Genomic DNA, 21,224 nt, shown 5'->3' with positions numbered 1-21,224 from the left:
TCTCTTCCTGTGGTATTCCTTGACCGCGTCGATGACGATTGCCGTGTTGGTTGTGGGCTCGATGTTTGCCGCCCGCACTTCCCTGATTTCGTCGATAAGCGGCGTCAGTTCCGGCGGTAGCGATACTTGAATTCGTTCAGCCATTGTCCTTTCCTTGTTTCTTTTAAGAAATCTAGTAAAAAAATTTGAGAAAGTCAATAGTTTTTTGTTTTACCTCGGCTCATAAAGAGCCCCTATAAGACCTACTTTCTGAATATACCTTATTTTATGCGGGTTCGCAAGCGGTTTGACGCTGAAAAAAACAGAAAAATTGGATAGATTCTTGACTTTTGGGCCATTTTTTGTTGTGAAAAAATCAATGGTATTGGATTGTTGGGTGGTTGACGAAAGGCTTAGGGGAGTATAAATTTAGAGAGTGGTGTATGGGTAAAGCGAGGAAAAATGAAATTCGGGATTGGCAAGGCGTATGTCGTAACGACTGCGGCGATACTTACTTTGGCTTGTTCGGCTTTTGCGGCCGACTGGTACGCGAAGGAGACGCGCTGGGCGGGGCATGACCCGGACATCATCCGTTACGAAGACGGCTATGCGCTTGCCACGACGGACAACCACATGCTCATGCAGTTCTCCGAAGACGCACTGAACTGGAAGAACGGCGAGCCCGCCATGCCGGAATTTTCGAAGTGGCTTTACAAGTACGCGCCGAACATGATTGACATTTGGGCGCCGGACATTCATTACATCGGCGGGGAATACCGCATGTACTATTGCGGCTCCGAGATGGGCATCCGTTCATCGGGCATGGGATTCATGTCGAGCAAGGAAATCGACCCGACCAAGCCCGGCTACGGCTGGACAGACCAGGGCGAGGTGATTCACACGGTCAAGAGCGACGCCTACAACGCGATTGACGCGGCGGTACTGAAGGACAACGATGGCAAGGTCTGGATGGCGTTCGGTTCGTGGGGCACGGGCATCCACATTCTGGAACTTGACGAATCGACAGGCAAGGTGAAAGACGGCGCGAAGATGACCAACATCGCGAACCGTGGCGGCTCGGGAATCGAGGGCGCAAGCCTCATCGAGCACGATGGTTACTACTACCTGTTTACGGCGTGGGATAACTGCTGCAAGAAGGGTGCCGACCTCGAGAATAATTCCTACAAGACGACGGTGGGGCGCTCCAACCGCATCGACGGCGGGTACGTGGACCGCAATGGCAAGGCGTTGCTGGATGGCGGCGGCACGATTCTGCTGAGCCGTTATGGGCGCTACTACGGGCCTGCGGGCGGCGAGGCGTTCCAGGACGTGAACCGCCAGCGTTTCGTGAACCATTACTACGACAAGAACGACGGCGGAAATTCTTACATACAAGTTCGCGACATCGTCTACACCGACGACGGCTGGCCGGAACTGGGGCAGCCCTTCCTCGGGCGTTACCTGAGTGCCGAGGCGGAACATGGCGCCTTGACGCACGTGGATATTTCGAGCAGTTCCGATGCATCGAACGGCGAGTTCTGCGCCTACATCAACTACGAAGACAGCAAGATTCGCCTGCCGATGATTATCCCGCAGGCAGGCGATTACCTGATTCGCTACCGCTACGACAACAACTGGACCGAAGACGGCGCGAACGGAAGTTCGCACTTCGTGAGCATCAATGGCAAGAACCAGGAAGTGGCGCTGCCGCTGACGGGCGCGTGGAGCGCATTCCCCGAGAAGTCGGTGGTGTACATCCCTGCAAAACTCAAGCGCGGCTCGAACTTCATCGAAATTACGAAGGGCAAGCACTATGCGGAACTCGACCGCCTCGACTTCTTGCGCATTATCCGCGACACGATTCCCGCGAACGGCTTTGACAACGGCATCCGCGTGCGTTTGACGGCTGATGATGAGTTCGCCATCAAGGATGGCGGCTATGCGATTTTCGAGAACGTGATTACTGATTCCATCGTGGGCCCGGGCGTGCTTGTGCAGGTGAAGAATGGCGCCGGCGGCACGCTGAACATCCGCAAGGATAGCAAGAAGGGCGACGTGATTTCCAAGTGCGAGTTACCCTCGGCGGGTGACGCGAGCAAGTGGATTGACGTGCGCTGCTCCAACCTGCCGGAACTCAAGGGCGTGCAGGACTTCTACCTGACGGCGGAAGGCCTAGGCGGCGAAACGCTTCTCGGAAACATCAAGTTCGACGAAGGCGTGAAGGATACGACGACTGCAATCCGCCGGATCGATGGTCGCAACGGACGAGCCCTCCGCGCGGGTAACGTGCGTGCGCTGGGCAAGGGCTACCGCGACTTGAAGGGTCGCCGTCACGAGAAACTTATCCGCTACAGGGTGATGTTCTAAAGTCTTTTACCGACGAACCAAATCTTTTATTGTTATAATTGTGTTGTATGGTAATCTATTCTGAACCGTTTGACAAGAAAATTCTGTTGGAACTGCAGACACATTACTTTGGCGATATGGTCAAGGGCGTTGTTGATATTTCCAAAAGAAAAATTGCTTTGGACGCGGAAATGCATGCCGACTTGGAAACCCTTCTTTTGCAAGAAGGGTCCAAACAAGGAGATCTTTGGGGCTTCAACCTTTATCCAGAAATGGAAGGGGAAGACTTCCTTGAATTTGATTCGTTGATTAATATTCGTCCTAATCAGGGTAATCGTAGCCGTGGCGTCGAAAACCCTGCCACCCAAGAAAAAATCAAGAATATAATCTATTCCTTATGCAAGTAGAGAATGCTCAACATAAGGAACTTGCAGCGGGACGATGGGCAGAAATGCCATTGTCGATGCAGATGCTGAATATCGGCAGCGAGATTTCGCGTGCGAACCGTTGGAAGGCTAAAGGAAACCAGAACCAAGTTGAAAGGGCTATTTTTAGGGCACTGGAACTAATCGACCTTACGATTGAGGCTCAGCGTGGTAAGCATAGTCTCAAAGAATTTACGCGGATGAGAGAAACCGTCTGTGACTACTACCTTGGGGATAATTTCTACAGATCCACCGGGGAGCAAATACAGCGCGATTTCGATATGTTTTTCCCTTGTGCAAAACCCTGACACTTCACTTGAGTTGATGGATTTTAGGTTTGGATGTATTGGGGAAAGGAGAACTGATGATGTGTGTGTTTAGGACTAGAAGTAATATTCGTAGTTCAGCATGATGGGCAAGAAGGGGAACTGCGAAATGGAAGTCTTTTCGGGCGGGTTCTTGCTCGTATCGTAGAAACTGAAGAACATGTTGTCGTGATCGGTCAGGTTGATGATGGTCCAGCTGAAGTTCCACTTGCCTTCGCGACCGATGTCGATGGCCTTCACGTCAATGCGGAAGTAGTCCGTCTGGCGGCCCGCATTGCGGCTCCCGGGCAGCACCGTTATCTTGTCTGAATACTCCTGGCTCCCGATTTCCTTGCGGTAGTAATAGCCCTTGTACTCGCTGATGGGCATACCCGAGGAATACTTGAGCGCAAGCGAAGAACGGAAGTACCTGCCCTTTTTCTCGTGCTTCCAGAGCGCATCCTCGTCACCCTTCCAGTTGATTCCCAAATCCAGCTTGAGTGCGTACGGCTGGTGCCAACTCGGGAAATACGCCTTGGTTCCGTCGTTTGCGCGCATTACGCTCATGCTCTGGCTCCAGTTTATGCCTCCGAACCACCAGCCCTTATTCTTGCGCAGCGAAAGTTCGTACCCGAACGAGTAACCGTCCGCCGTCCCGAAGTAATCCGCCATCACCATCTCTTTCGATTGCGATTCGTCGCTGCTGTCAACCTCCACCATGAAGGTATTCAGGTTGTTCTGCGTCTTGTAGTAAACACCTACGGTCGCGTCGTAGTCCTCGAGAATCTCGCGCTGGCTGTATTCCACCGCGAACAGCCACGACGAGGCGGGGTCAATATGCTTGCCCTTCGTAGTCGTAGTCGCCGGGTAGTAAAATTCGTTGAGGGTTTCCTGGTCGGTATAGATAATGGAGTTCAGGTACTGCAGGTAGTAACCGCCATACAGCTCGAGCGTCTTGGTATCGTCGAGGTTTACCGTGAGCGATGCGCGCGGTTCCACGCCAAAATGTTCCGCGCCGGTCTGGTAGTTGAAACGCATACCGAATTGCAGCAGGTAATCCGGAGAAATCTTCCAGGCATCCTGCACGTAGGCCACGTGGTGGAAGGGTTCCTGAATGTCGACAATGCTCGCATTCGACATCTGCTCGCGGTAATGCTCGTAATCGTATTCCAGTTCGTAGCCCGCGGTAAGCACGTGGTTCTCGATACCGCGGTAGTTCACCCACTGCTTGCCCGTGAAGGTGTAGAGGAACATCTCGATAGACATGAGGTCGCTGATTTTCATGGTCTGATAGAACTGGCTATATGCGAGGGTGGCGTTGTAGTCCCAGTCGCCGTTGATGCGGTGCATTACGTTAATCGGGATGGCGACATTCCCCCAGTCCATATACAGCGGGTCGAAACTCAGTTCGTCCTTGCCCACGTAAAAACTGAACTTGAGGCGGGTATCGTCTGTTATGTTGTACATAAGCGTACCCTGCAAGTCCGTAAACTCGTAATCCAGCGCGAGGTCCAGAAGCCCGATGGCATTGAACAGGTCGAGCATGTACCCGATGTAGGTCGTGCGGCCCGCGAGCACCCAGCGTGCAGGGCCCTTGTGGCCTTCGGTATGGAGCTGCGCCGCGAACGTGCTTATCTTGACGCTCGACTTGCTGAACCATTCCTCCACAGTATCCTGGCCGCCCGCGCGCCCGTCCATCTTGAGCACAGAACTTAGGCGGTTGCCGTACTGCGCCGGGAACCCGCTCTTGTAGAACTGTACGTCATCGATGCCTTCCACAAGGAACGTGCTGAACAGCCCGAAGAAATGCACCGGTGAATACACGACCGCGTTGTCGAACAGGAACAGGTTCTGGTCGGCAGCGCCGCCGCGCACGTAAATCTTGGAACTGAAATCGGAACTCGCGACTACGCCCGGGAGCGCCTGGATACTCTTGATGACGTCGGCCTCAGCGAGGCCCGGCATGCGCTTGATGGACTTCGCGGAAACCACCGATTCGCCCGGCTTGCGCTTGGGGCGCTTGCGCAACTGCACCACGACCTTCTTGAGTTCGGTCTTCTTTTCCTTATCGCCTGCGGCAAGGAGCGCATCGACATCGACGTCCTTAGACTGTGCGGAATCCGGGGGCGACGCCGTTTCAGGTCCCTGAGCCTGTCGAAGGGACGGTACCGAATCTATGGTTGGTTCGGCAGGCTCACCAACCTTGACTGAATCCTCCGCAAACCCGTCGCCGAGTGCCTGCGAGAAACTGCGCTCGCTCCCGGTGTAGACAAGTTCGTAGCACTTTTCCTTCTCGGCGCCTGCAGTATCGGAATTGGTGACACAAACGTTCCAGAGCGTATCTTCCGGGAGGATTGCGCGGAAGGGCTCGCCCACGACAGTCTGGATAGCCTCGCCCGATTCGAGAATTTCCACGTTCAGCTTTTCGCCCGCGGCGAAGGAAGCGTCGCGCACCACGCCGTTGAAGACGATTCCCGCGACCTGCGCGGAATCTGCGGCTGTAGAGCCGGGAACAGACTGCGCGAAGGCGGCGGTCGTGAGCAACAAGGCGATGATACTAATACAAAATTTCAAAAAAGTTCCCGCGTTTCATCCAAAAATAGCAAATGGAAAAGCCCATTTGCCATTTAAACACCCGAAGGCACGAAAAGTGTCACTTTAATGTTCTCATTAGGCATAGCATGGCCTGTGAGCCTAATTACAGGCGTTTCTTATTATATTCCGGGAATAAACACTTCCTATTTTCTGCCGTCCAGATCATTTCTTCAAGAGTTTGGTAAAGGTGGTCCGGATTGATGGGTTTGGAAAGGTGCGCATTCATGCCCACCTGCAGGCTCCGCTGCACGTCTTCGTCGAAGGCGTTTGCCGTGAGCGCAATAATGGGAACCTTCTTGGCGTCATCGCGATCCAGCTTGCGGATGGCGGCTGTCGCTTCCAGGCCGTCCATTTCGGGCATGCGCACATCCATAAGGATGGCATCGTAATAACTTTCGGGATGGTCGCGGAACATTTCCAGGGCCTTGCGACCGTTTACGGCCAGTTCCACCTGCAAGTCCCGCATCTTCAGCACTTCCATCATGATCTGCGCGTTGACTTCCATGTCTTCGGCAAGGAGAACCCGCTTTCCGGCAAGTTCCACCTTGTTCTTCGCAAGCGAGGTGTGTTCCTTCTTGCGCCGGAGGGCGTTCTTGAATTCGTCCAGCAGGATTCCCGAGAACAAGGGCTTAGAAATGAAGCAGTCCACGCCGGCTGCCAGGGCCTCGTCCAGGATGTCGTCCCAGTTGTAGGCCGTCAATATGATAATGGCGGACTCGTCGCCGGTCACCTTGCGGATTTCGCGCGCCGTCTCGATGCCGTTCATCTCGGGCATCTGCCAGTCAACCACAATCAGGTTGTAGGGCTCGCGTCTCGCGTGGCGGAGTTTCGCCATCTCCACCGCTTCCTTGCCCGTAAGCACCGTGTCGGTGAGGATTCCCGCCTTGCCGAGCACGAGTTTCGCGTGCCCCAGGGCAATCTCGTCGTCGTCCACCACAAGCACGCTCATTTCGCTCGGGTGGATTTCGATTTCGTCGTCGGTCGCCTGCTTGCGCATGCTGTCGTTGAGGGTGAGCGTCACGCAGAACGTGGTCCCCTTGCCCTTTTCGCTTTCCACATCGATCTTGCCGTTCATCATGTCGACGATACCCTTGGTAATCGCCATGCCGAGGCCACTGCTGCCGTACTCGAAAGCCGTGGTGGCGTTTTCCTGGGTGAACGTGTCGAAAATCTTGGGCAGGAATTCCTTGCTGATGCCGATACCGGTATCGCTAATCTTGAAGACGAGCGTGGACTTGTTGTCGAACGCAGCAATCTTTTCCACGTTGAGGTCGATGTTTCCGCCCTTCGGGGTGAACTTGACCGCATTGCCCAGGATGTTGATGAGAATCTGGCGAATCTTGGTGACGTCGCCGACGTAGTAGTCGTCCAGGCTGCCCGCCACATGGCACGAATAGTTTAGGCCCTTGGTGCGGCTCTGGTCGTCGATGATAGTGTTCACCTGCTCCAAAAGCTTGGGGAACGAGAATTCTTCGCTATTGATCTTCGTGCGGCCGCTCTCGATACGGCTCATGTCCAGAATCTCGTTGATGAGGCTCAGCAGGTGTTCTGCGGAGGAGCCGATCTTTTCCAGGTAGCCGCGCGTCTTCGACGAAATCTCGGGTTCGTGCAGCGCAAGGCTGTCGAGGCCGATAATCGCGTTCATGGGCGTGCGGATTTCGTGGCTCATGTTGGAGAGGAATATGGTCTTCGCCTTGCTCGCCTCTTCTGCCGTCTTGAGCGCATCGGAAAGCGCCTGGTTCTTGGCAAGGGAATCGCGCATTTCCTCGTCGATATCGGAAAATCCGAAACCTACAATGCGGAGCGGTGCATCCGGGGCGTCGCCGGCATTGTGCACGCCCGCCATGCGCAGCATTTCGTAACTCTCCTTGCCGCCATGGTTTGCTAGGTAGCGCAAGGTATAGATCTTGTTCTTCGCGACACCCGCGCGCACGTTTTCGGGCTGTATAAAGGCGAGGAACTTTTCGCGAGATTCCGGTGCGACAAACTTTTCGGCATAGGTTTTGAAACTTTCCAGGTAGCCGATTTTGTCCCCTTCCTTGAAAGGTACCGGAACGGAGCCGTCCTTGCGGTAGCATATCGCCATTCCGGTATCCAGGTTCAGGTAGTAGACGCTACGGTAATCTGACGCAAGCGCGGTAATCATGTTACGCTGTTCGTTCCTCTTGCGTTCTTCTTCAACTAACTTCTGCTGGAGCGCAAGCTGTTCTTCCAGTTTTTCCTGCTTGATGCGGCTTTCGGCATCGGCTACCTCTTTTTCTAACTTGAGTTGAGAGGTACGCCTGATTTGCATGAAGAGGAACAAGAACACGGTCAAGAGCACTAGTGCGATAATCCCGGATAGCAGAAGGCTGCGTTCCAAAATGTCTTCCGAAATGGAACCGATTTGCTCGGAGATGACGCTTTCGCGGATAAGGTAGGTCAGCATCCAGTCCGTAGAATGGATGGGAACATAGTACATGGTTTCACGGATGCCGTTATACTCGAAGGAAACGACGCCCGCCTCGTGGTTCGCGAAGTCGGAGCGCATCTTTTCCATGGAGAAGCCTTTTTCGAATCCGGCTTTTTCCATGGCGGCAAGCAGATTGTCGCCGCTCGCAAGCCCACCTAGCACCAGGTTCGTAAGCGAATTGCCTGCCTTCGAGTAGATGTTGCAAAATGTAATTCCCTGCCGGTCGGATTCCAGCGAAATACCTTCCAGCATGCGGTTCATGTCGATTTCCATGAAGCACACGACCAAAACCCGACCATTAAAGGCAAGACGGTCCACAGGCACGGCAATGACAACAGTCTTCTTTTCTTCACTGTTTTTCTTTAATGAAATTTCGGATTTTGCCAGGGTCCTGTAATCGAAATTATAGAGATCAATGTCGGTGCGCGTACCGCGGGATGTGTAGATGAGACCCGTAGTGTCCACGAAGGCGAACTTTTCTAGACCGTACAGTTGCTTCATGCGGAGCTGGTAGCTCTGCAAGCTTGCAGTACTTGCGAGGTCTTCTTTTGAAAGCAGGCCCACGGCCACATCTAGGTCGTTGATATAGCCGTTCAATTTCGACGCCACCACCTGTTCGCGGCGGTTCGCGAGTTCGTTCATAAAGAGGAGCGTTACGTTGCGCACGGCCTTTTCCGTATCTCCGCTCGCATGGCGCCCCGTGAAGATTGTCCCCAGCACAAGGATGATAACGATGATGGGGGCCACGATAGTGGCGATACTTACAATCCCGATTCTTTTTTTCGTTTCCATAACATTGTCCTGTTAAAACTTTACCGTACCCACTGCGCAAGTGTTTCCGTGAGCATGCCGACATCGATGGGCTTTGCCAGGTGAGCGTTCATGCCGGCTTCTTTCGACTTCTTGAGGTCATCGCCAAAGGCATTCGCGGTCATGGCGATAATGGGAACTTCCGCCTTCTTCTTGTCGGAGAGCGCTCGAATCTGGCGACTCGCTTCGCAGCCGTCCATCACGGGCATCTGGATATCCATGACAATCCCGTTGTAGTAACCGGCGGGGTTCTTCTCCACCATATCGACCGCCTGCTTGCCGTTTACCGCCATCTCGACCTTGAACCCGAGACTTTCGAGAATGATTTTTGCAAGTTCGCGGTTCACTTCCATGTCTTCTACCAGCAACAGCCGCATGTTCGTGAAATCCGCCTTGGCTGCGATGGAGGTATTGCGCTCGCCGCTTTCGGGAACCTCCGTGCCAGCGGCTGTCTTCAGTACCACATTCATGAAGAATTCCGTCCCTTCACCGACCTTCGATTCGAACCTAATGGTCCCGCCCATCAGTGTCACGACATTCTTTGCGATTGCAAGCCCGAGGCCCGTACCCTGCACTCCGCTGATGGTAGAGACGCGCTCCCGCTCGAAGGCATCGAACACGCGGTCTGCAAACTCGGGCGAAATGCCGATACCGTCGTCCTTGACGCGGATTTCGAACGCGGCCTTGCCCTCTTCGATGCATTCCTTTTCGGCGAGAGTCACGGAAACGTGCCCGCCTTCCGAAGTAAACTTGAATGCGTTGCTGACCAGGTTCAGAATCACGCGGTTCATGCGGTTCCTGTCGCAGAGCACCACCGGGTTCCTGAGGCCGTCGTATTTCACGGCAAAGGCAATGTTCTTGCCCACCATCTGCGCCTCGAACATGTCGCGGATTTCATCCATCATTTTCCGCAGGTCGGTGGGCCGCTCTTCCAGTTCCATCTTCCCGATTTCGATGCGGCTCATTTCGAGCATATCGTTGATGAGGGCCATCAGGTACATGTTCGAAGAATCAATCTTGGTCAGGTATTTCTGGATTTGCTCGGGGGTCGCCTCCGGTTTGCGCGCCAGGTTGGTGTAGCCGATAATGGCATTCATGGGCGTGCGCAGGTCGTGACTCATGTTCGAAAGGAATATGGTCTTTGCCTTGTTGGACTCCTCGGCAATATGCTTTTCGTGGTCCAGTTTCTGTTCACGTTGCTGCTGCGTGCGGTAGATGTTCACCACGATGAAAATGCACAGGACGATGAAGAGAGTTTCTACCAGGTTGTTCTTCAGCTGGGAATCACGGACAAGGTCCATCTGCTCTTCCATGAAGTCCTTTTCCTGTACCACCTGGGCTTCGGTCATGGGAATATGCATCTTTTTATGCAGATCCGTATGGAACTCGCTGATATGCACAATGACTTTCTCGGCCTCGTCGTTGGTGACCTGGCGTTCCCACATCACCGCCGAGAACAGCAATATGAACAGCATGGTCACCCACATGATGGCCGACTTGCCGAAACGGTTCTCCTGGTCGCGCATGAACACGGCCCTGTAAACGACGAACCCCACAATGCTCCACGCCATCAGAATCATGAAGGATTCCGTAGCGATGGTATTCATGTTCCAAAGCGTCGGCGTAAGCGGGAAGAAAAAGAAGAAGGCGGATATTACGACACCCAGGATTCCTGTAAAGTTCAGCACTGTCTTTTGTCTGCCGGTTTCACTGCGGGCAATTTTCACTATCCCCGCAGAAACATACAGATAAATGATAGATGCACTGATGGAGGTGATGTCCACAATCCAGCCGATGGCCGTTCTCCCGAAGAACGGAATAATGCAGGAAAGGAGCATCACGTAGATAATGCCGTAGTTGGTGGCGCCGTGACGGTTGATATGCCCGAACCAGGACGGCATCACGGAATCTTCGGCGAGGCTCAGGAACATGCGCCCGATTGTTCGGTAAAGCCCAAGAAGGCTCGTGGAAATGGCCGCCGTGATGGTTATGGCGAGCACAATAAGGCCGCCGTTGCCGAGGGTCTTGAAAACGGCGTGGAATACCGGGACGGCATCGATTCCCTTGAAGTTTTGCAGGTTGGCAAAATAGGTTTCCCAGTCGCCAAAATTCGCGGGGGTCACCGAAACCGAAAGAAGAGCTATGAGGGCGTAGACAATCGCTCCGGTTGCAAGAGCCGCCACCATGATGGCGAAACCGTATTTCGGCTTGAAGTCATAGGTGGAAGAGGCAAAGCTCACCACGCCAAAGCCTACAAATGCCCAGGGGGCAAGCACCAGCACGTTCACGATCTGCATCAGGGGGGAATGGTCCTTCGCGACTCCCGCCGTCGCAAAGGCCGGGCCCATATCCGAGAAATCAATCCCGCCCTTGCAGGCAATAATTGCAAACAGGCCGACCACACCGCCAAAGAATATGAGGGCAAGCACCGTATTCACCAGGCGCAGCACGTTGGTGTTCCTGCAACTGATGAACCCGAACAGAAGTATAATTGCAAGCGTGGTAAACAGCTCGCCTGCCCAGACCTCGTAGCCTATGATGGTATAACTGAAGCCCCTTTGCAATACGGGTCCGAACAAGAAACGGATAAACAGCACAAAGGCCGACATATTGGCCCACAATACCGCCAGGTACGCAAGGGCCGTGGCCCAGGTGCAAAGGAAGGAATGGTCGTAGCCGAAAAGCTGCTTGGTAAAGGAGAATACGCTCCCCGTGCCGGGAATGCGCTTCATCATGATGTGGAAATTGTAGGCGACAACACCCATCAGCACGGCGCCAAGCACAAGGGCGATAACTGTTCCCAGGGGGCCCGCAATCGGCAGGAGCGTTGTCGCGGGCATCACGAATGCGCCCCAGCCTACGGCACAACCGAAGGAGAGCGCCCACGCGCTCAAAACGGACAATTTTTTGTATTTTTCAGACAACATAACGCTACACCCTTATCCACTTCTGCAAAATTTTCGCAAGTTCCTTGAAATCTATCGGCTTGGAGATATGGTCGTTCATGCCGACTTCCTTCGCCTTGCGGATATCGTCGGCAAAGGCGTTCGCGGTCATCGCCACGATGGGGATTCTCCTTGCATAGGTCGTCATGGCCCTGATGGCCGCAGTCGCCTGGTAGCCATCCATGTTGGGCATCTGGATGTCCATGAATACCAGGTCGAATTCACCCTCGCTACTGTCCGCCATCCGTTCCACGGCCGCTGCGCCATCCATGACCCATTCTATTTCGAGCCCAGTCATCTGCAGCACGTTCTTCGCAATTTCCGCATTGACCGGGTGGTCTTCCACCAGCAAGATGCGCTTGCCCTCGAACTTGAGGTCTTCCAGATTCTTGAGCGGGTCTTCCTTGTGGGCTTCCGCATTCTGCACGTCCAAAAACTTGAGGTAGATGGTGACGGCAAACCGCGATCCCTCCCCGGGCTTGCTTTTCACTTGGATGTCGCCACCCATCATGCGCACAAGGCTCTGCGTGATGGTCATGCCCAGACCCGTTCCCTGAATTGCGGCCGTCTTCTTGTCGTTTGCACGCGTGAACGGTTCGAACAGGTGCTTCTGGAAATCCTCCGTCATGCCGATGCCGTTGTCTTCAAAGACAAATTCGTAGCAGGCGACACCATGGGCGTTGGTGGGCCTTTCCGCCACCGTGAGCGAGATGGTCCCGCCATCGGGAGTGTACTTGATGGCATTGCTCATCAAGTTCACGAACACCTGCTGGATGCGGTGGCTGTCGCCGATGACGTTTTCGTGAACCACGTCCGCAACGTCAAGCTTCAGGGTGTGGTGGTGGCTCTCGAGCTGCGCCTTGGTCATCGCAAGCAGCGTATCCACGAGTTCCGAGAGATTGAAATTTTCCTCGTTCAGTTCCACCTTGCCCGACTCGATCTTGTTCATGTCGAGCACCTCGTTGATGAGCGAAAGCAGGTGGCTCGAAGCTTCCGAAATTTTCTTGAGGCAGTCTTCCACGCGTTCCCGGTCGTCCAGGTGGGCGGTCGCGATTGCCGTCATGCCGATAATCCCGTTCATGGGCGTACGGATGTCGTGGCTCATGCTCGAAAGGAAGTCGCTTTTGGCCTTGCTGGTGGCGTTTGCCGTTTCAATGGCGTCGCGCAGCACCTGCTGTATTTCCTGGTCCTTGCGCACATCCTCGTCCACGTCCTTGAAACCCGCCACAATACCGGTCTTGCCATTGGGGAGCTGCACCTGCGCAAACTCGATGCGGTAGTACCGTTCTTCGCTCCCGACGATGCGCTTGAACCCTACGCCGAAAACCTTCTTGCTCGTGGTGTTCGCCACAATGTTTTCAAGCGTCAGTTCCTTTTCCAGGCGCTCCCTGTCCGACGGGGCAACATAGTTGTTGATGTAGTTCGCCTTGGCGTCTTCGTAGGTGAGCAGTTCCAGAGCCTCGTTGGTGGGCCTCGCGTGGATGCTGCCTTCGGATGTATCGGCACGGAACAGCGAGAAACTCCCGGTCGCAATGTCGTTGATGAGCCATACGGCGTAGTACGCGCGGCTCAACGCATCGATGACCGCAGTAAATACAGCCTTGTCCGCCTCCATCTGCACGCGCTTTTCGGTAATGTCCGAAATGAACACGTAGAAAAGCCCGCCGTACACATCGGAGTTCACGTAATGGCCGTAGTCGTCGAGCCAGCGTATCTTGCCGTCCTTGCGGACAATTCGGTATTCCACGTAGTCCAGGTTGCCTTGGCTCTTTTCGATCTGGTCCACAATGGAGCCGGAGACCTTCTCGTAGTCGTCCGGGTAGAGCATCCCCTTGAAGGTATAGCCCGTAAGCTGCTTGAACTCTTCGAGCGTCTCGCAGCCGAAAATCTTGAACACGGCCTTGTTTGCGTACAGCAGTTCCTCGTTGCCAGTTGCCTTGTAAATGAAAAAGCCGCCCGGCATGTCTTCGCCGATCTGCTCAATAACTTGCAATGCCTGCTCGCTCAGGGGAAGGTGTCGACCGAACATGGGGACCTCGTATTCTGGTAATTCTGTTTTAAAGATATCTAAAAAAATTGCTTTGTCGCACAATCCGATACCTTTTTATTTCTTTTTACATATATTTATTCACGGATAAAAGGAGTTTTCTCCAATGAAAAAACTACGCCAGATCACTACCGTCAAGAGACACGTCCTAATCGTAGACGACGAAGTGGTAAACCGAGAAATCCTGGGTAATATCCTTTCCGTGAACTACGACGTCGAATACGCCGACAACGCCAAGGAAGCCCTCGAAGCCCTCTCCAGACAAGACAAGCGGTTCTCGCTTATCCTGCTCGACCTGCTCATGCCCGTGATGGACGGGTTTGAATTCCTGAAAAAAAGAGAAACCACCGAAACACTCAAGCGCATTCCGGTCATCGTGATGACCTCCGAAAAGGAATCCGAAGTCCGCAGTCTCAAACTGGGCGCCGCCGACTTTATCGCGAAACCCTTCGACATGCCCGAAGTGGTGCTCGCCCGCTGCGAAAGAATCATCGAACTCTTCGAAGACCAGGACATTATCCGCCAGACGGAGCGCGACCATGTTTCGGGTCTCTACACCAAGGACTACTTCTTTGAATACATCCGCCAGATAGAACTGTGGAGCAGGGACATTCCCCGCGACGCAATCGTCTTCGACATCGAGCAGTTCCACCTGGTGAACGAGTTCTGCGGAAGGGACTTTGGCGACCGCCTGCTTGCAGAAATCGGTAGCGCGCTCAAGAATGAACTCGCCCCCATGAACGCCATCGCCTGCCGTGCGGATGCGGATACCTTCTACATCTTCGCGACCCACCAGGAAAACTACGACAACATCCGCAACATCGTCCAGGGAATCATTACAGAATTTTTCGAGGTGAACCACATCCGCGTGCGCTTTGGCCTGTGGGAAAACGTGGACCGCAACGTAGAAATCGAGGCATGGTTCGACCGCGCGAAGGCCGCCTGCGACAAGAACCGCGGCGACTTGACCCATGCGTTTACCCGCTACAACAACGAGATGCATTCCCGCTACATGTTCAAGGAAACGCTCATCCGCGACTTGCAGAGCGCCATAGACAACAAGAACCTGATTGTCTATTACCAGCCCAAGTACAACATCGAAGGCGACACCCCGCGGCTCACCAGCGCCGAAGCCCTTATCCGCTGGATACACCCGACACTCGGATTCATAAGCCCGGGCGACTTTATTCCGCTGTTCGAAGGGAACGGCCTTATACAAAAAGTAGACAACTTTGTCTGGAACGAAGTCGCAAAACAGATCCGCAAATGGAAGGACGAATTCGGCGTGACGGTGCCCGTTTCCGTGAACGTGTCCCGCATCGACATCATGGACCCGGAACTGGAAACGAAACTTATGCGCCTTCTCGAAGAAAACGGCCTTTCTCCAGAAGAATACATGCTCGAAGTGACCGAGAGCGCCTACTGCGAGAACATGGAGCGCCTTATCGAGGTCATCGAGAACCTGCGCAAGAAGGGATTCCGCATCGAGATGGACGATTTCGGTTCCGGATACTCCTCGTTGAACATGATTACCACGCTGCCCATCGACATCCTGAAAATCGACATGTCGTTCGTGCGCAACATGGAAAAGGACGAACGCAACCTGAAGCTCGTGGAACTTGTGGCGGGCATCGCGAAATTCCTCAAGATTCCTGCCGTAGCGGAAGGCGTAGAAACGCAGTCGCAGCTCGATACCCTCAAGGGAATGGGCTGCCAGATTATCCAGGGATACTTCTTCTCGAAGCCGGTCCCGCCGAAGGACTTTGCGCCCTTCATAGAAAAGGAACTTGAACGCCGGAGGGGCGCATGATTACCATCGAAAAACTGAACGCTTTTGGGGCAAATACCGCCGAAGGGCTTGCACGCTGCTTCGGGAACGAGGCGCTGTACCTGAAACTCGTGGCGACCATTCCCGGCGAGGGCAACTTCGACAAGCTCAAGGATTCCATTGCCGCGAAAGACCTGAAAGCCGCCTTCGAGGCGGCCCATGCACTGAAGGGTGTTCTCGGGAATCTCTCGCTCACGCCGCTCTACACGCCGGTTGTAGAAATTACCGAATTGCTCCGCAACAATACCGATATGGATTACAAAAGCCTGCTCGATACCATCCTCGAAAAGAAGGACGAACTCGGCAGGCTTTGCGCGGATTAGACTTTATTTTTAGAACCTTCCCACGGTGAGGCCAGCGTAGAAGCCGGGCCACCAGCGCGCATTGTGCCCATTGGCGCTGAAATCGTCGTGGTATTCACTGCGGGGCTTGACAATTACTTTATCTGCATTCCCTTCGCTCACTATATTGAGCGTGCCGCCGACAGTCATGCCGAAGCCCGGGAACAGCTTGTGCACGAAGCCCAGGCGCAGGCGGTGATGGAAGTTGATGTCGTCCTCGTCCATATCCGTCCCGAATCCTTCACGTGCGTTGAGGAACATGTATTCCAGTTCGAAGTGGTTGCCGTACTTGCCGAATTGCGTACCGAAACCGAGACCCGTTTCGTACATGTCGCTGAAATGCTTGAAGTTCGAACCCTTCTCGAATTCGCGGGTGCCTTCGAAGGCGGTAAACAGGTAGGCCGTGCCCAAGTGGAGCGAAAGCCCGAGCGCACCCATCTCGTTTACGGAAGAGGTCACGCTCCACACGCCGTTACCCACGATGTTGATGAGCCCTATCGGGGTGGTTTCGCAAGTACCGCAGATGTTGATGATACCGACCTGCCTGCCGTTCGCACGGCCCGCGATGTTCATGGTACTCACCTGCGCGCCTTCGACTGTGCCTGCGATGTTCATGGCTGCGGTCACCTGCACGTCGGATTCCCCGGCGATGTTCATGGCTGCAGAAACCTGCACACCGGCTTCGCCCGCAATGTTCATGGCGGCCGTCACCTGCACGTCGGCCTGGCCGGCATAGTTTAATGCCGGAGAAACCTGGGCGCCATTGAGGGAGTCTGCGATAAAGTTCGCCGTACTCGAAATCTGCGCGCCCGAGGAATTCTTGCCCGCAATATTGAGCGTCGACGCAATCTGCGCACCGTCAAAGGACTGCGCGTAGTTAATCATGCCGCTAATCTGCGCACCCTCGAAATGAGCATTCGCGCCGTTGTAGATGTCGGTCACCTGCAGACCGTGCATCTCTTTTCTCGCGACGTTCGCGATAAGGCTCAGCTGCGTTCCGAGCATGTAGTCATCGGCCTCTGCAACAAAGAAACCAATCTGGATTCCCTTGCGCGGGTCCTTGTCGCTGTCCACCGCGTTGAAGGTCACACGGTATTTGCCATTGTGATCGAGAGAGTCGAGCGAGCATGCGATAGAATCGCCCGCAGTGCAGTCACGCAATCCGCCGATTTCGCCACGCAGCGTCGTCTGTTCAGCACTCACGGCGGCAAACTGCCTGTGCGAAAGCTTTTCGCGGCGGTTGTTCTGGAGCGTCACCACCGCCTCGCTGAATTCCGCAGGGCGTTCCAGGCGCACAGTGTACTTGCCGGCAGGGAACCCGAGGCTCATCGCACGGCCCGCCTTCTTGTAGAGTTCCGCGACGAGTTCTCCGTTTGCATCGCGGATGAACAGGCGGCCATCCACGTCCTCATCGAGTTCGAGGCCTGCACTTGTGCTACGCAGGTCGGTCATCACCACATCGCCCGTACCCGCGAGGTTCATGTCGCGGCTCGGGTGCTGGGCGCCGCCCATCGTCTTCTCGGTGCGCTGGAGAGTTTCGTTAAAGGCAAACTGGTACGCTTCGGACAAAGTAACCTTTCCGTCACCGCTCAGGTCACCGGCGCCGCGGAGCCCGCTCACCAGCGAATGCGTGAAGAACGAGCCCCTGAGCTTGTCGCTTTCCTGGCTAGATTCATCCTGCGTGCTGCTGGTAATGAACGCGTAACCCTTCATGTCGCTGCTCTGGTCCACCATGAACGCGGGCACCGCCACACCGCCCTTCAGGCGTGTGATAGCACCCGAGCCGCAGGCATCGATAACCGCAATCTTCACGTCGGCCTTCATCGCGTCTATGCGCTTGCGCAGTTCCTTCCAGGCATAAACTTCATTCCCGAGGCGGAGTCCCTTCTCGTCGGCGTGCCCGCTGTAGTAAAACAGCACCTCGTTGCGGCCCGCGGCGTTCTTGCCCTGCGCGATTTTCGCATCAAGACCGTCGAGCTGTTTCTGGAGGGCGGCCACGCCCGGCTCCTTTACCAGAATCACGTTACCCGCCTGCACGCCGCCCATCTCACCGAGCACCTTCGCGAACGACTTCGCGTCACTTTCCGCATAGCGCAGCACCGGCCGGCCCTGCCCGCCATAGTTCGCGCTTACCGCCACCACATAGCGGTTGATGCGCGCGTTATCGCCCTGCGGCGCGGCACCGTTTATAGCCGCAATAGCAGTGGCACCGTTTATAGCAGTATTTACAACTGCGCCGTTTATGCTCGCAACTTCCGCGCCGCTTAAACCCGCGCCAGTCATAGCCGCATTCGCATTGGTAACCGCCGCAAAAACAAGCAATGCAATCAGTGAAATCACCTGGAGCGTAATCGACGCGTCCAACTTCTCGATAATATTCCTCATTAGTTCACTCCCCCTACCTTGCGCAGTGTGATGCTCACGTTGTGCACGTCCTTGTCCTTGAGCAGCGCATCAATGTTGTTCGCGTCCAGCTCAAACGCCGCACGCGACGTGAGCAAGAAGAACTTCTCGAATTTCGGCGCGTTGTCCAGCTTGTATGCAAACGGGAGCGTCGTCATCTTGCCCGGCTCGAGCGCAACCGCACTGGAACCGTCGGCCATGTGCATCGTGAGCGTGCCGTTGCCATCCATGCTAAAAAGCATACCGAAGCACTTTTCCGGCACGGCATAGCGCAACTGAATCTCGTCGCCCTCGCGGGCCTCGCCCAGGTTCGGCATCTGCACCGCGCTGTCGCCCGTCTTCTTCCACACTTCCATGCGCGCGTCCAGGCCCTTGATGCGAGTGTCGCCGGCACCACCCGGAATTTCCGAGGCGTCGACCATCGCGACGTCCATCACCTGCGCACCGCCAGCAACCTGCGTGCCGGCATCCGGGCCGATTTCGCGCTGGCTAAAGAGCGCCACCGATACCACCGCAAGCACGAGGGCCGCAGCGGCAGCGAACTTCACGAGCCTGAAATTCACGCCATTGCCTGCGCCGTTCATGCCGGCTCCGCGACCCGCGCCGTTTAAACCCGAGCCAAGCTCGCGGGCATCCATCTTCTCGGAAAGCCTCTCGAAGGGCAGCTTCTTCAGAATCGCCGCGTTATCCTCGCGCATCATCTTCACGCGACCGGCGAAAATCTCGTCCGTCTTCTCGAGTTCGCGAATCTCGCGCATCTCGCCCTCGGGCAAGTCGCCCGTAAGGTATCGTTCCAGTTTCCAATCGGGGATCATCACTTTACCTCCAGATTCTTTACCTTGGCCTGCAGGCCACGCAAGCGCTTGCGCACCCCGCTTACCGAGAGCCCCACCTCGCGGGCAGTCTCTTCGAGCGTCATGCCGTCCACAAAATGCAACACGGCAATCGTGCGGCTGGATTCCGGCTCGCGCGAGAACAGTTTCGCGAGAATGCCCCTCGCTTCCTTTTCGCCTTCGTCGTCATCGGCGCAGGCAATCGAGAGCAAAAGTTCGCTCGTGTCGCAATCGAGCCCGCGGCGCTTCTTGTCGCGGATACGGTTCAGGCAGAGCCTCGTCGCCGTATTCCACAAGAGGCTCGACGGCTGCGAAACATCCAGGCTGTCCCAGCGTTCGAACACGCGCAGAAACACATTCTGCACCATGTCCTCGGCCTCGGTTACATCGCGCAGGAGCATCATGGCACGGCGGTAAACCATCGGGGCGTACGCCTCGTACAGTTTCGAAAATGCCATGCGGTCTGCGGGACTTTTCCTTTCCATGCCTTTGTAACACCCGGGGAGGTCAAAAGTGTCACCGCAAATTTAGAATTTTTTCGTTTTTTACTGTCTTTTTTCCCAGTAGTCCGTATTTTCGCAAAGGCTAGCCTTCTAGAATTCCAGCCAGCCACTCTCCATGCCGGTCACGGGCACTACGCGCTCGAACCCGTCGCTGTTCACAACAAAAGCGATTCCGGTGAGGTAGTTCATCCAGCGCTGCGGCGTAAAGTGCATCTTGCAGAAATGCACGAGCGTCGGCACCACCCAGGCATCGTGCGTCGCGAAGATATTGAAACGCGCAGTCCCCTTCTCGAGCATGAACTTGCGCACTTCCTCGGCGCGCTCGTGCAGCGGGTAGAATGCAGGGTGGTCGTCGCTATCAATCCAGCTGCAGATGTTCTGGTAAAAGCGTTCGTTGAGCACGTCAAGGTACGAGGGATAATCCTTCACGTAGAGGTGCCCGAGAACCGCCAGCGGAGTGACCGTCGCGCATCCTGTATCCGGCGAGCCCGCAACCTGCGAACCACCGCAGCAACCCGCAAGCGCGCGACCTTCCGCGATGCACTTCGCGGTATCCATGCACCTGCCTACCGGACTGGAGTAGTACACCGCATCGCCCTCCGGCGGGAACATCTTGCCGAGTGCAACGGCACGCTCGCGCCCCGCAGCGGTCAGGCCCACGTGCGCCCCGTAGTCGGCATCGGCAGCTGTGATGTGCGGCCTTTCGGCATGCCTTACCAGCAGGTACACGCGCTCCGTTGACTTGAGACCCGCAAAGAAATCGTTAGCTTGTACAAAATCCCGCATCGCCGTCTCCTAGAATATCGCAATCCACAGCAGGTGCCCCAGCACAAAGCTCAATATGCCGAGCAAGAAACCACAAACGATATCCGTCAACCAGTGCACGCCAAAGTACACGCGCAAAAGCCCCCAAGTGAGCGGCAACAGGAGCATCACCCAGCCGTACTGCGGCACAATGAAGGTCACGGCGCTCGCAACGGCGAGGTTGTTCATCGTATGGCCCGAAGGGAAGCTGTACTTGTCGAGCGGCGGGACCTCCGCCTTGATTTGCGGGTTCGCGGCAAACGGGCGCGGACGCTTGGTATTGAGTTTCACCACCTCGTAAATCACGAGGCTCATGGCGAGTGCCATCAGGGCCTGCCACAGGATAGGCAAAAAGTTGTCGAACCCGACACGCCAGATAATGAACAGCACGAACAGCGCCCATATATAGCCGTCACCCAGGCGCACGTAAAACTTGAGCCAACGGTCGACCTTCGGCGAAAAATGCCTGTTGGTCCAGTACACCGAAACGCGGTTATCAAAATCTGCGATTTTCTTGAGCATCGAGGTAAATGTACATTATTCCTCTCGCAAACCGCCGGCAAAATTCCTATTATTTAGACGAAAGAACGCCGTTTCACGGCTACAGA

The 21,224-nt window shown here is 55.1% G+C and carries 14 protein-coding genes; 5 read left to right on the top strand and 9 right to left on the bottom strand.

Annotated elements, in window-relative coordinates:
- Nucleotides 1–441 precede the first annotated feature (441 nt).
- From BUB22_RS09140 to BUB22_RS09130, 3 genes are read left to right on the top strand one after another with little or no spacing between them, the layout of a single operon-like run.
- Entirely contained in the window at nucleotides 442–2,346 is a 1,905-nt protein-coding gene (locus tag BUB22_RS09140) for a family 43 glycosylhydrolase (protein ID WP_254794700.1), read from the top strand.
- Between the two features lie 47 nt (nucleotides 2,347–2,393).
- Nucleotides 2,394–2,732 (top strand): DUF5674 family protein, encoded by a 339-nt coding sequence (locus tag BUB22_RS09135; RefSeq protein WP_072811734.1) that lies wholly within the window; start codon nucleotides 2,394–2,396, stop codon nucleotides 2,730–2,732.
- Nucleotides 2,723–3,058, top strand: a complete 336-nt coding sequence (locus BUB22_RS09130; RefSeq protein WP_073114867.1) for a hypothetical protein — start codon at nucleotides 2,723–2,725, stop codon at nucleotides 3,056–3,058. The genes BUB22_RS09135 and BUB22_RS09130 overlap by 10 nt, the downstream gene beginning before the upstream one ends.
- A gap of 75 nt (nucleotides 3,059–3,133) precedes the next feature.
- Here BUB22_RS09130 and BUB22_RS09125 read toward each other — a convergent pair whose 3' ends face one another.
- The 4 genes from BUB22_RS09125 to BUB22_RS09110 all read right to left on the bottom strand — a co-directional run bounded on the left by BUB22_RS09125 (nucleotide 3,134) and on the right by BUB22_RS09110 (nucleotide 13,886).
- Nucleotides 3,134–5,629, bottom strand: coding sequence for a TonB-dependent receptor plug domain-containing protein (locus BUB22_RS09125; RefSeq protein WP_254794699.1), 2,496 nt, complete (start codon nucleotides 5,627–5,629; stop codon nucleotides 3,134–3,136).
- A gap of 124 nt (nucleotides 5,630–5,753) precedes the next feature.
- Nucleotides 5,754–8,894 carry a response regulator gene (locus BUB22_RS09120; protein ID WP_073114866.1) on the bottom strand — a complete coding sequence of 1,047 codons (3,141 nt, stop codon included), beginning with the start codon at nucleotides 8,892–8,894 and terminating at the stop codon, nucleotides 5,754–5,756.
- Nucleotides 8,895–8,914: 20 nt separating this feature from the next.
- Complete coding sequence (locus tag BUB22_RS09115) at nucleotides 8,915–11,815, bottom strand: ATP-binding response regulator (protein ID WP_073114865.1); 2,901 nt, start codon at nucleotides 11,813–11,815, stop codon at nucleotides 8,915–8,917.
- Between the two features lie 28 nt (nucleotides 11,816–11,843).
- Nucleotides 11,844–13,886 carry a hybrid sensor histidine kinase/response regulator gene (locus BUB22_RS09110; RefSeq protein WP_073114864.1) on the bottom strand — a complete coding sequence of 681 codons (2,043 nt, stop codon included), beginning with the start codon at nucleotides 13,884–13,886 and terminating at the stop codon, nucleotides 11,844–11,846.
- A gap of 124 nt (nucleotides 13,887–14,010) precedes the next feature.
- Here BUB22_RS09110 and BUB22_RS09105 point away from each other — a divergent pair, with 124 nt between their 5' ends.
- Complete coding sequence (locus BUB22_RS09105; RefSeq protein WP_073114863.1) at nucleotides 14,011–15,714, top strand: putative bifunctional diguanylate cyclase/phosphodiesterase; 1,704 nt, start codon at nucleotides 14,011–14,013, stop codon at nucleotides 15,712–15,714.
- Nucleotides 15,711–16,055: an Hpt domain-containing protein gene (locus tag BUB22_RS09100; protein WP_073114862.1), complete on the top strand. Its 345-nt coding sequence runs from the start codon at nucleotides 15,711–15,713 to the stop codon at nucleotides 16,053–16,055. Before BUB22_RS09105 ends, BUB22_RS09100 begins: the two co-directional genes overlap by 4 nt.
- Nucleotides 16,056–16,064: 9 nt before the next feature.
- Here the strand turns inward: BUB22_RS09100 and BUB22_RS09095 are convergent, their stop codons facing one another.
- The 5 genes from BUB22_RS09095 to BUB22_RS09075 form a co-directional block, all read right to left on the bottom strand.
- Nucleotides 16,065–18,458: a caspase family protein gene (locus BUB22_RS09095; RefSeq protein ID WP_073114861.1), complete on the bottom strand. Its 2,394-nt coding sequence runs from the start codon at nucleotides 18,456–18,458 to the stop codon at nucleotides 16,065–16,067.
- Complete coding sequence (locus BUB22_RS09090; protein WP_139258905.1) at nucleotides 18,458–19,294, bottom strand: hypothetical protein; 837 nt, start codon at nucleotides 19,292–19,294, stop codon at nucleotides 18,458–18,460. Before BUB22_RS09090 ends, BUB22_RS09095 begins: the two co-directional genes overlap by 1 nt.
- Entirely contained in the window at nucleotides 19,291–19,794 is a 504-nt protein-coding gene (locus tag BUB22_RS09085; RefSeq protein ID WP_072811715.1) for an RNA polymerase sigma factor, read from the bottom strand. The genes BUB22_RS09090 and BUB22_RS09085 overlap by 4 nt, the downstream gene beginning before the upstream one ends.
- 108 nt (nucleotides 19,795–19,902) lie before the next feature.
- Nucleotides 19,903–20,598, bottom strand: coding sequence for a histidine phosphatase family protein (locus BUB22_RS09080; RefSeq protein ID WP_073114859.1), 696 nt, complete (start codon nucleotides 20,596–20,598; stop codon nucleotides 19,903–19,905).
- 9 nt (nucleotides 20,599–20,607) lie between these two features.
- Nucleotides 20,608–21,138 carry a phosphatase PAP2 family protein gene (locus tag BUB22_RS09075; RefSeq protein WP_073114858.1) on the bottom strand — a complete coding sequence of 177 codons (531 nt, stop codon included), beginning with the start codon at nucleotides 21,136–21,138 and terminating at the stop codon, nucleotides 20,608–20,610.
- Nucleotides 21,139–21,224: the final 86 nt, after the last annotated feature.

It is taken from the genome of Fibrobacter sp. UWCM (assembly GCF_900129735.1).
Classification (GTDB): domain Bacteria; phylum Fibrobacterota; class Fibrobacteria; order Fibrobacterales; family Fibrobacteraceae; genus Fibrobacter.
The sequence above is the reverse complement of the archived record's forward strand: the minus strand, read 5'-3'. Positions and strand labels throughout refer to the sequence as shown.

What these genes read in the sequence shown, in the direction of transcription:
- BUB22_RS09080 (WP_073114859.1), bottom strand. Translation starts at nt 20,598, where the DNA reads ATGCGGGATTTTGTACAAGCTAACGATTTCTTTGCGGGTCTCAAGTCA.
- BUB22_RS09105 (WP_073114863.1), top strand. Translation starts at nt 14,011, where the DNA reads ATGAAAAAACTACGCCAGATCACTACCGTCAAGAGACACGTCCTAATC.
- BUB22_RS09095 (WP_073114861.1), bottom strand. Translation starts at nt 18,458, where the DNA reads ATGAGGAATATTATCGAGAAGTTGGACGCGTCGATTACGCTCCAGGTG.
- BUB22_RS09075 (WP_073114858.1), bottom strand. Translation starts at nt 21,138, where the DNA reads ATGCTCAAGAAAATCGCAGATTTTGATAACCGCGTTTCGGTGTACTGG.
- BUB22_RS09135 (WP_072811734.1), top strand. Translation starts at nt 2,394, where the DNA reads ATGGTAATCTATTCTGAACCGTTTGACAAGAAAATTCTGTTGGAACTG.
- BUB22_RS09110 (WP_073114864.1), bottom strand. Translation starts at nt 13,886, where the DNA reads ATGTTCGGTCGACACCTTCCCCTGAGCGAGCAGGCATTGCAAGTTATT.
- BUB22_RS09100 (WP_073114862.1), top strand. Translation starts at nt 15,711, where the DNA reads ATGATTACCATCGAAAAACTGAACGCTTTTGGGGCAAATACCGCCGAA.
- BUB22_RS09140 (WP_254794700.1), top strand. Translation starts at nt 442, where the DNA reads ATGAAATTCGGGATTGGCAAGGCGTATGTCGTAACGACTGCGGCGATA.
- BUB22_RS09130 (WP_073114867.1), top strand. Translation starts at nt 2,723, where the DNA reads ATGCAAGTAGAGAATGCTCAACATAAGGAACTTGCAGCGGGACGATGG.
- BUB22_RS09085 (WP_072811715.1), bottom strand. Translation starts at nt 19,794, where the DNA reads ATGGAAAGGAAAAGTCCCGCAGACCGCATGGCATTTTCGAAACTGTAC.
- BUB22_RS09120 (WP_073114866.1), bottom strand. Translation starts at nt 8,894, where the DNA reads ATGGAAACGAAAAAAAGAATCGGGATTGTAAGTATCGCCACTATCGTG.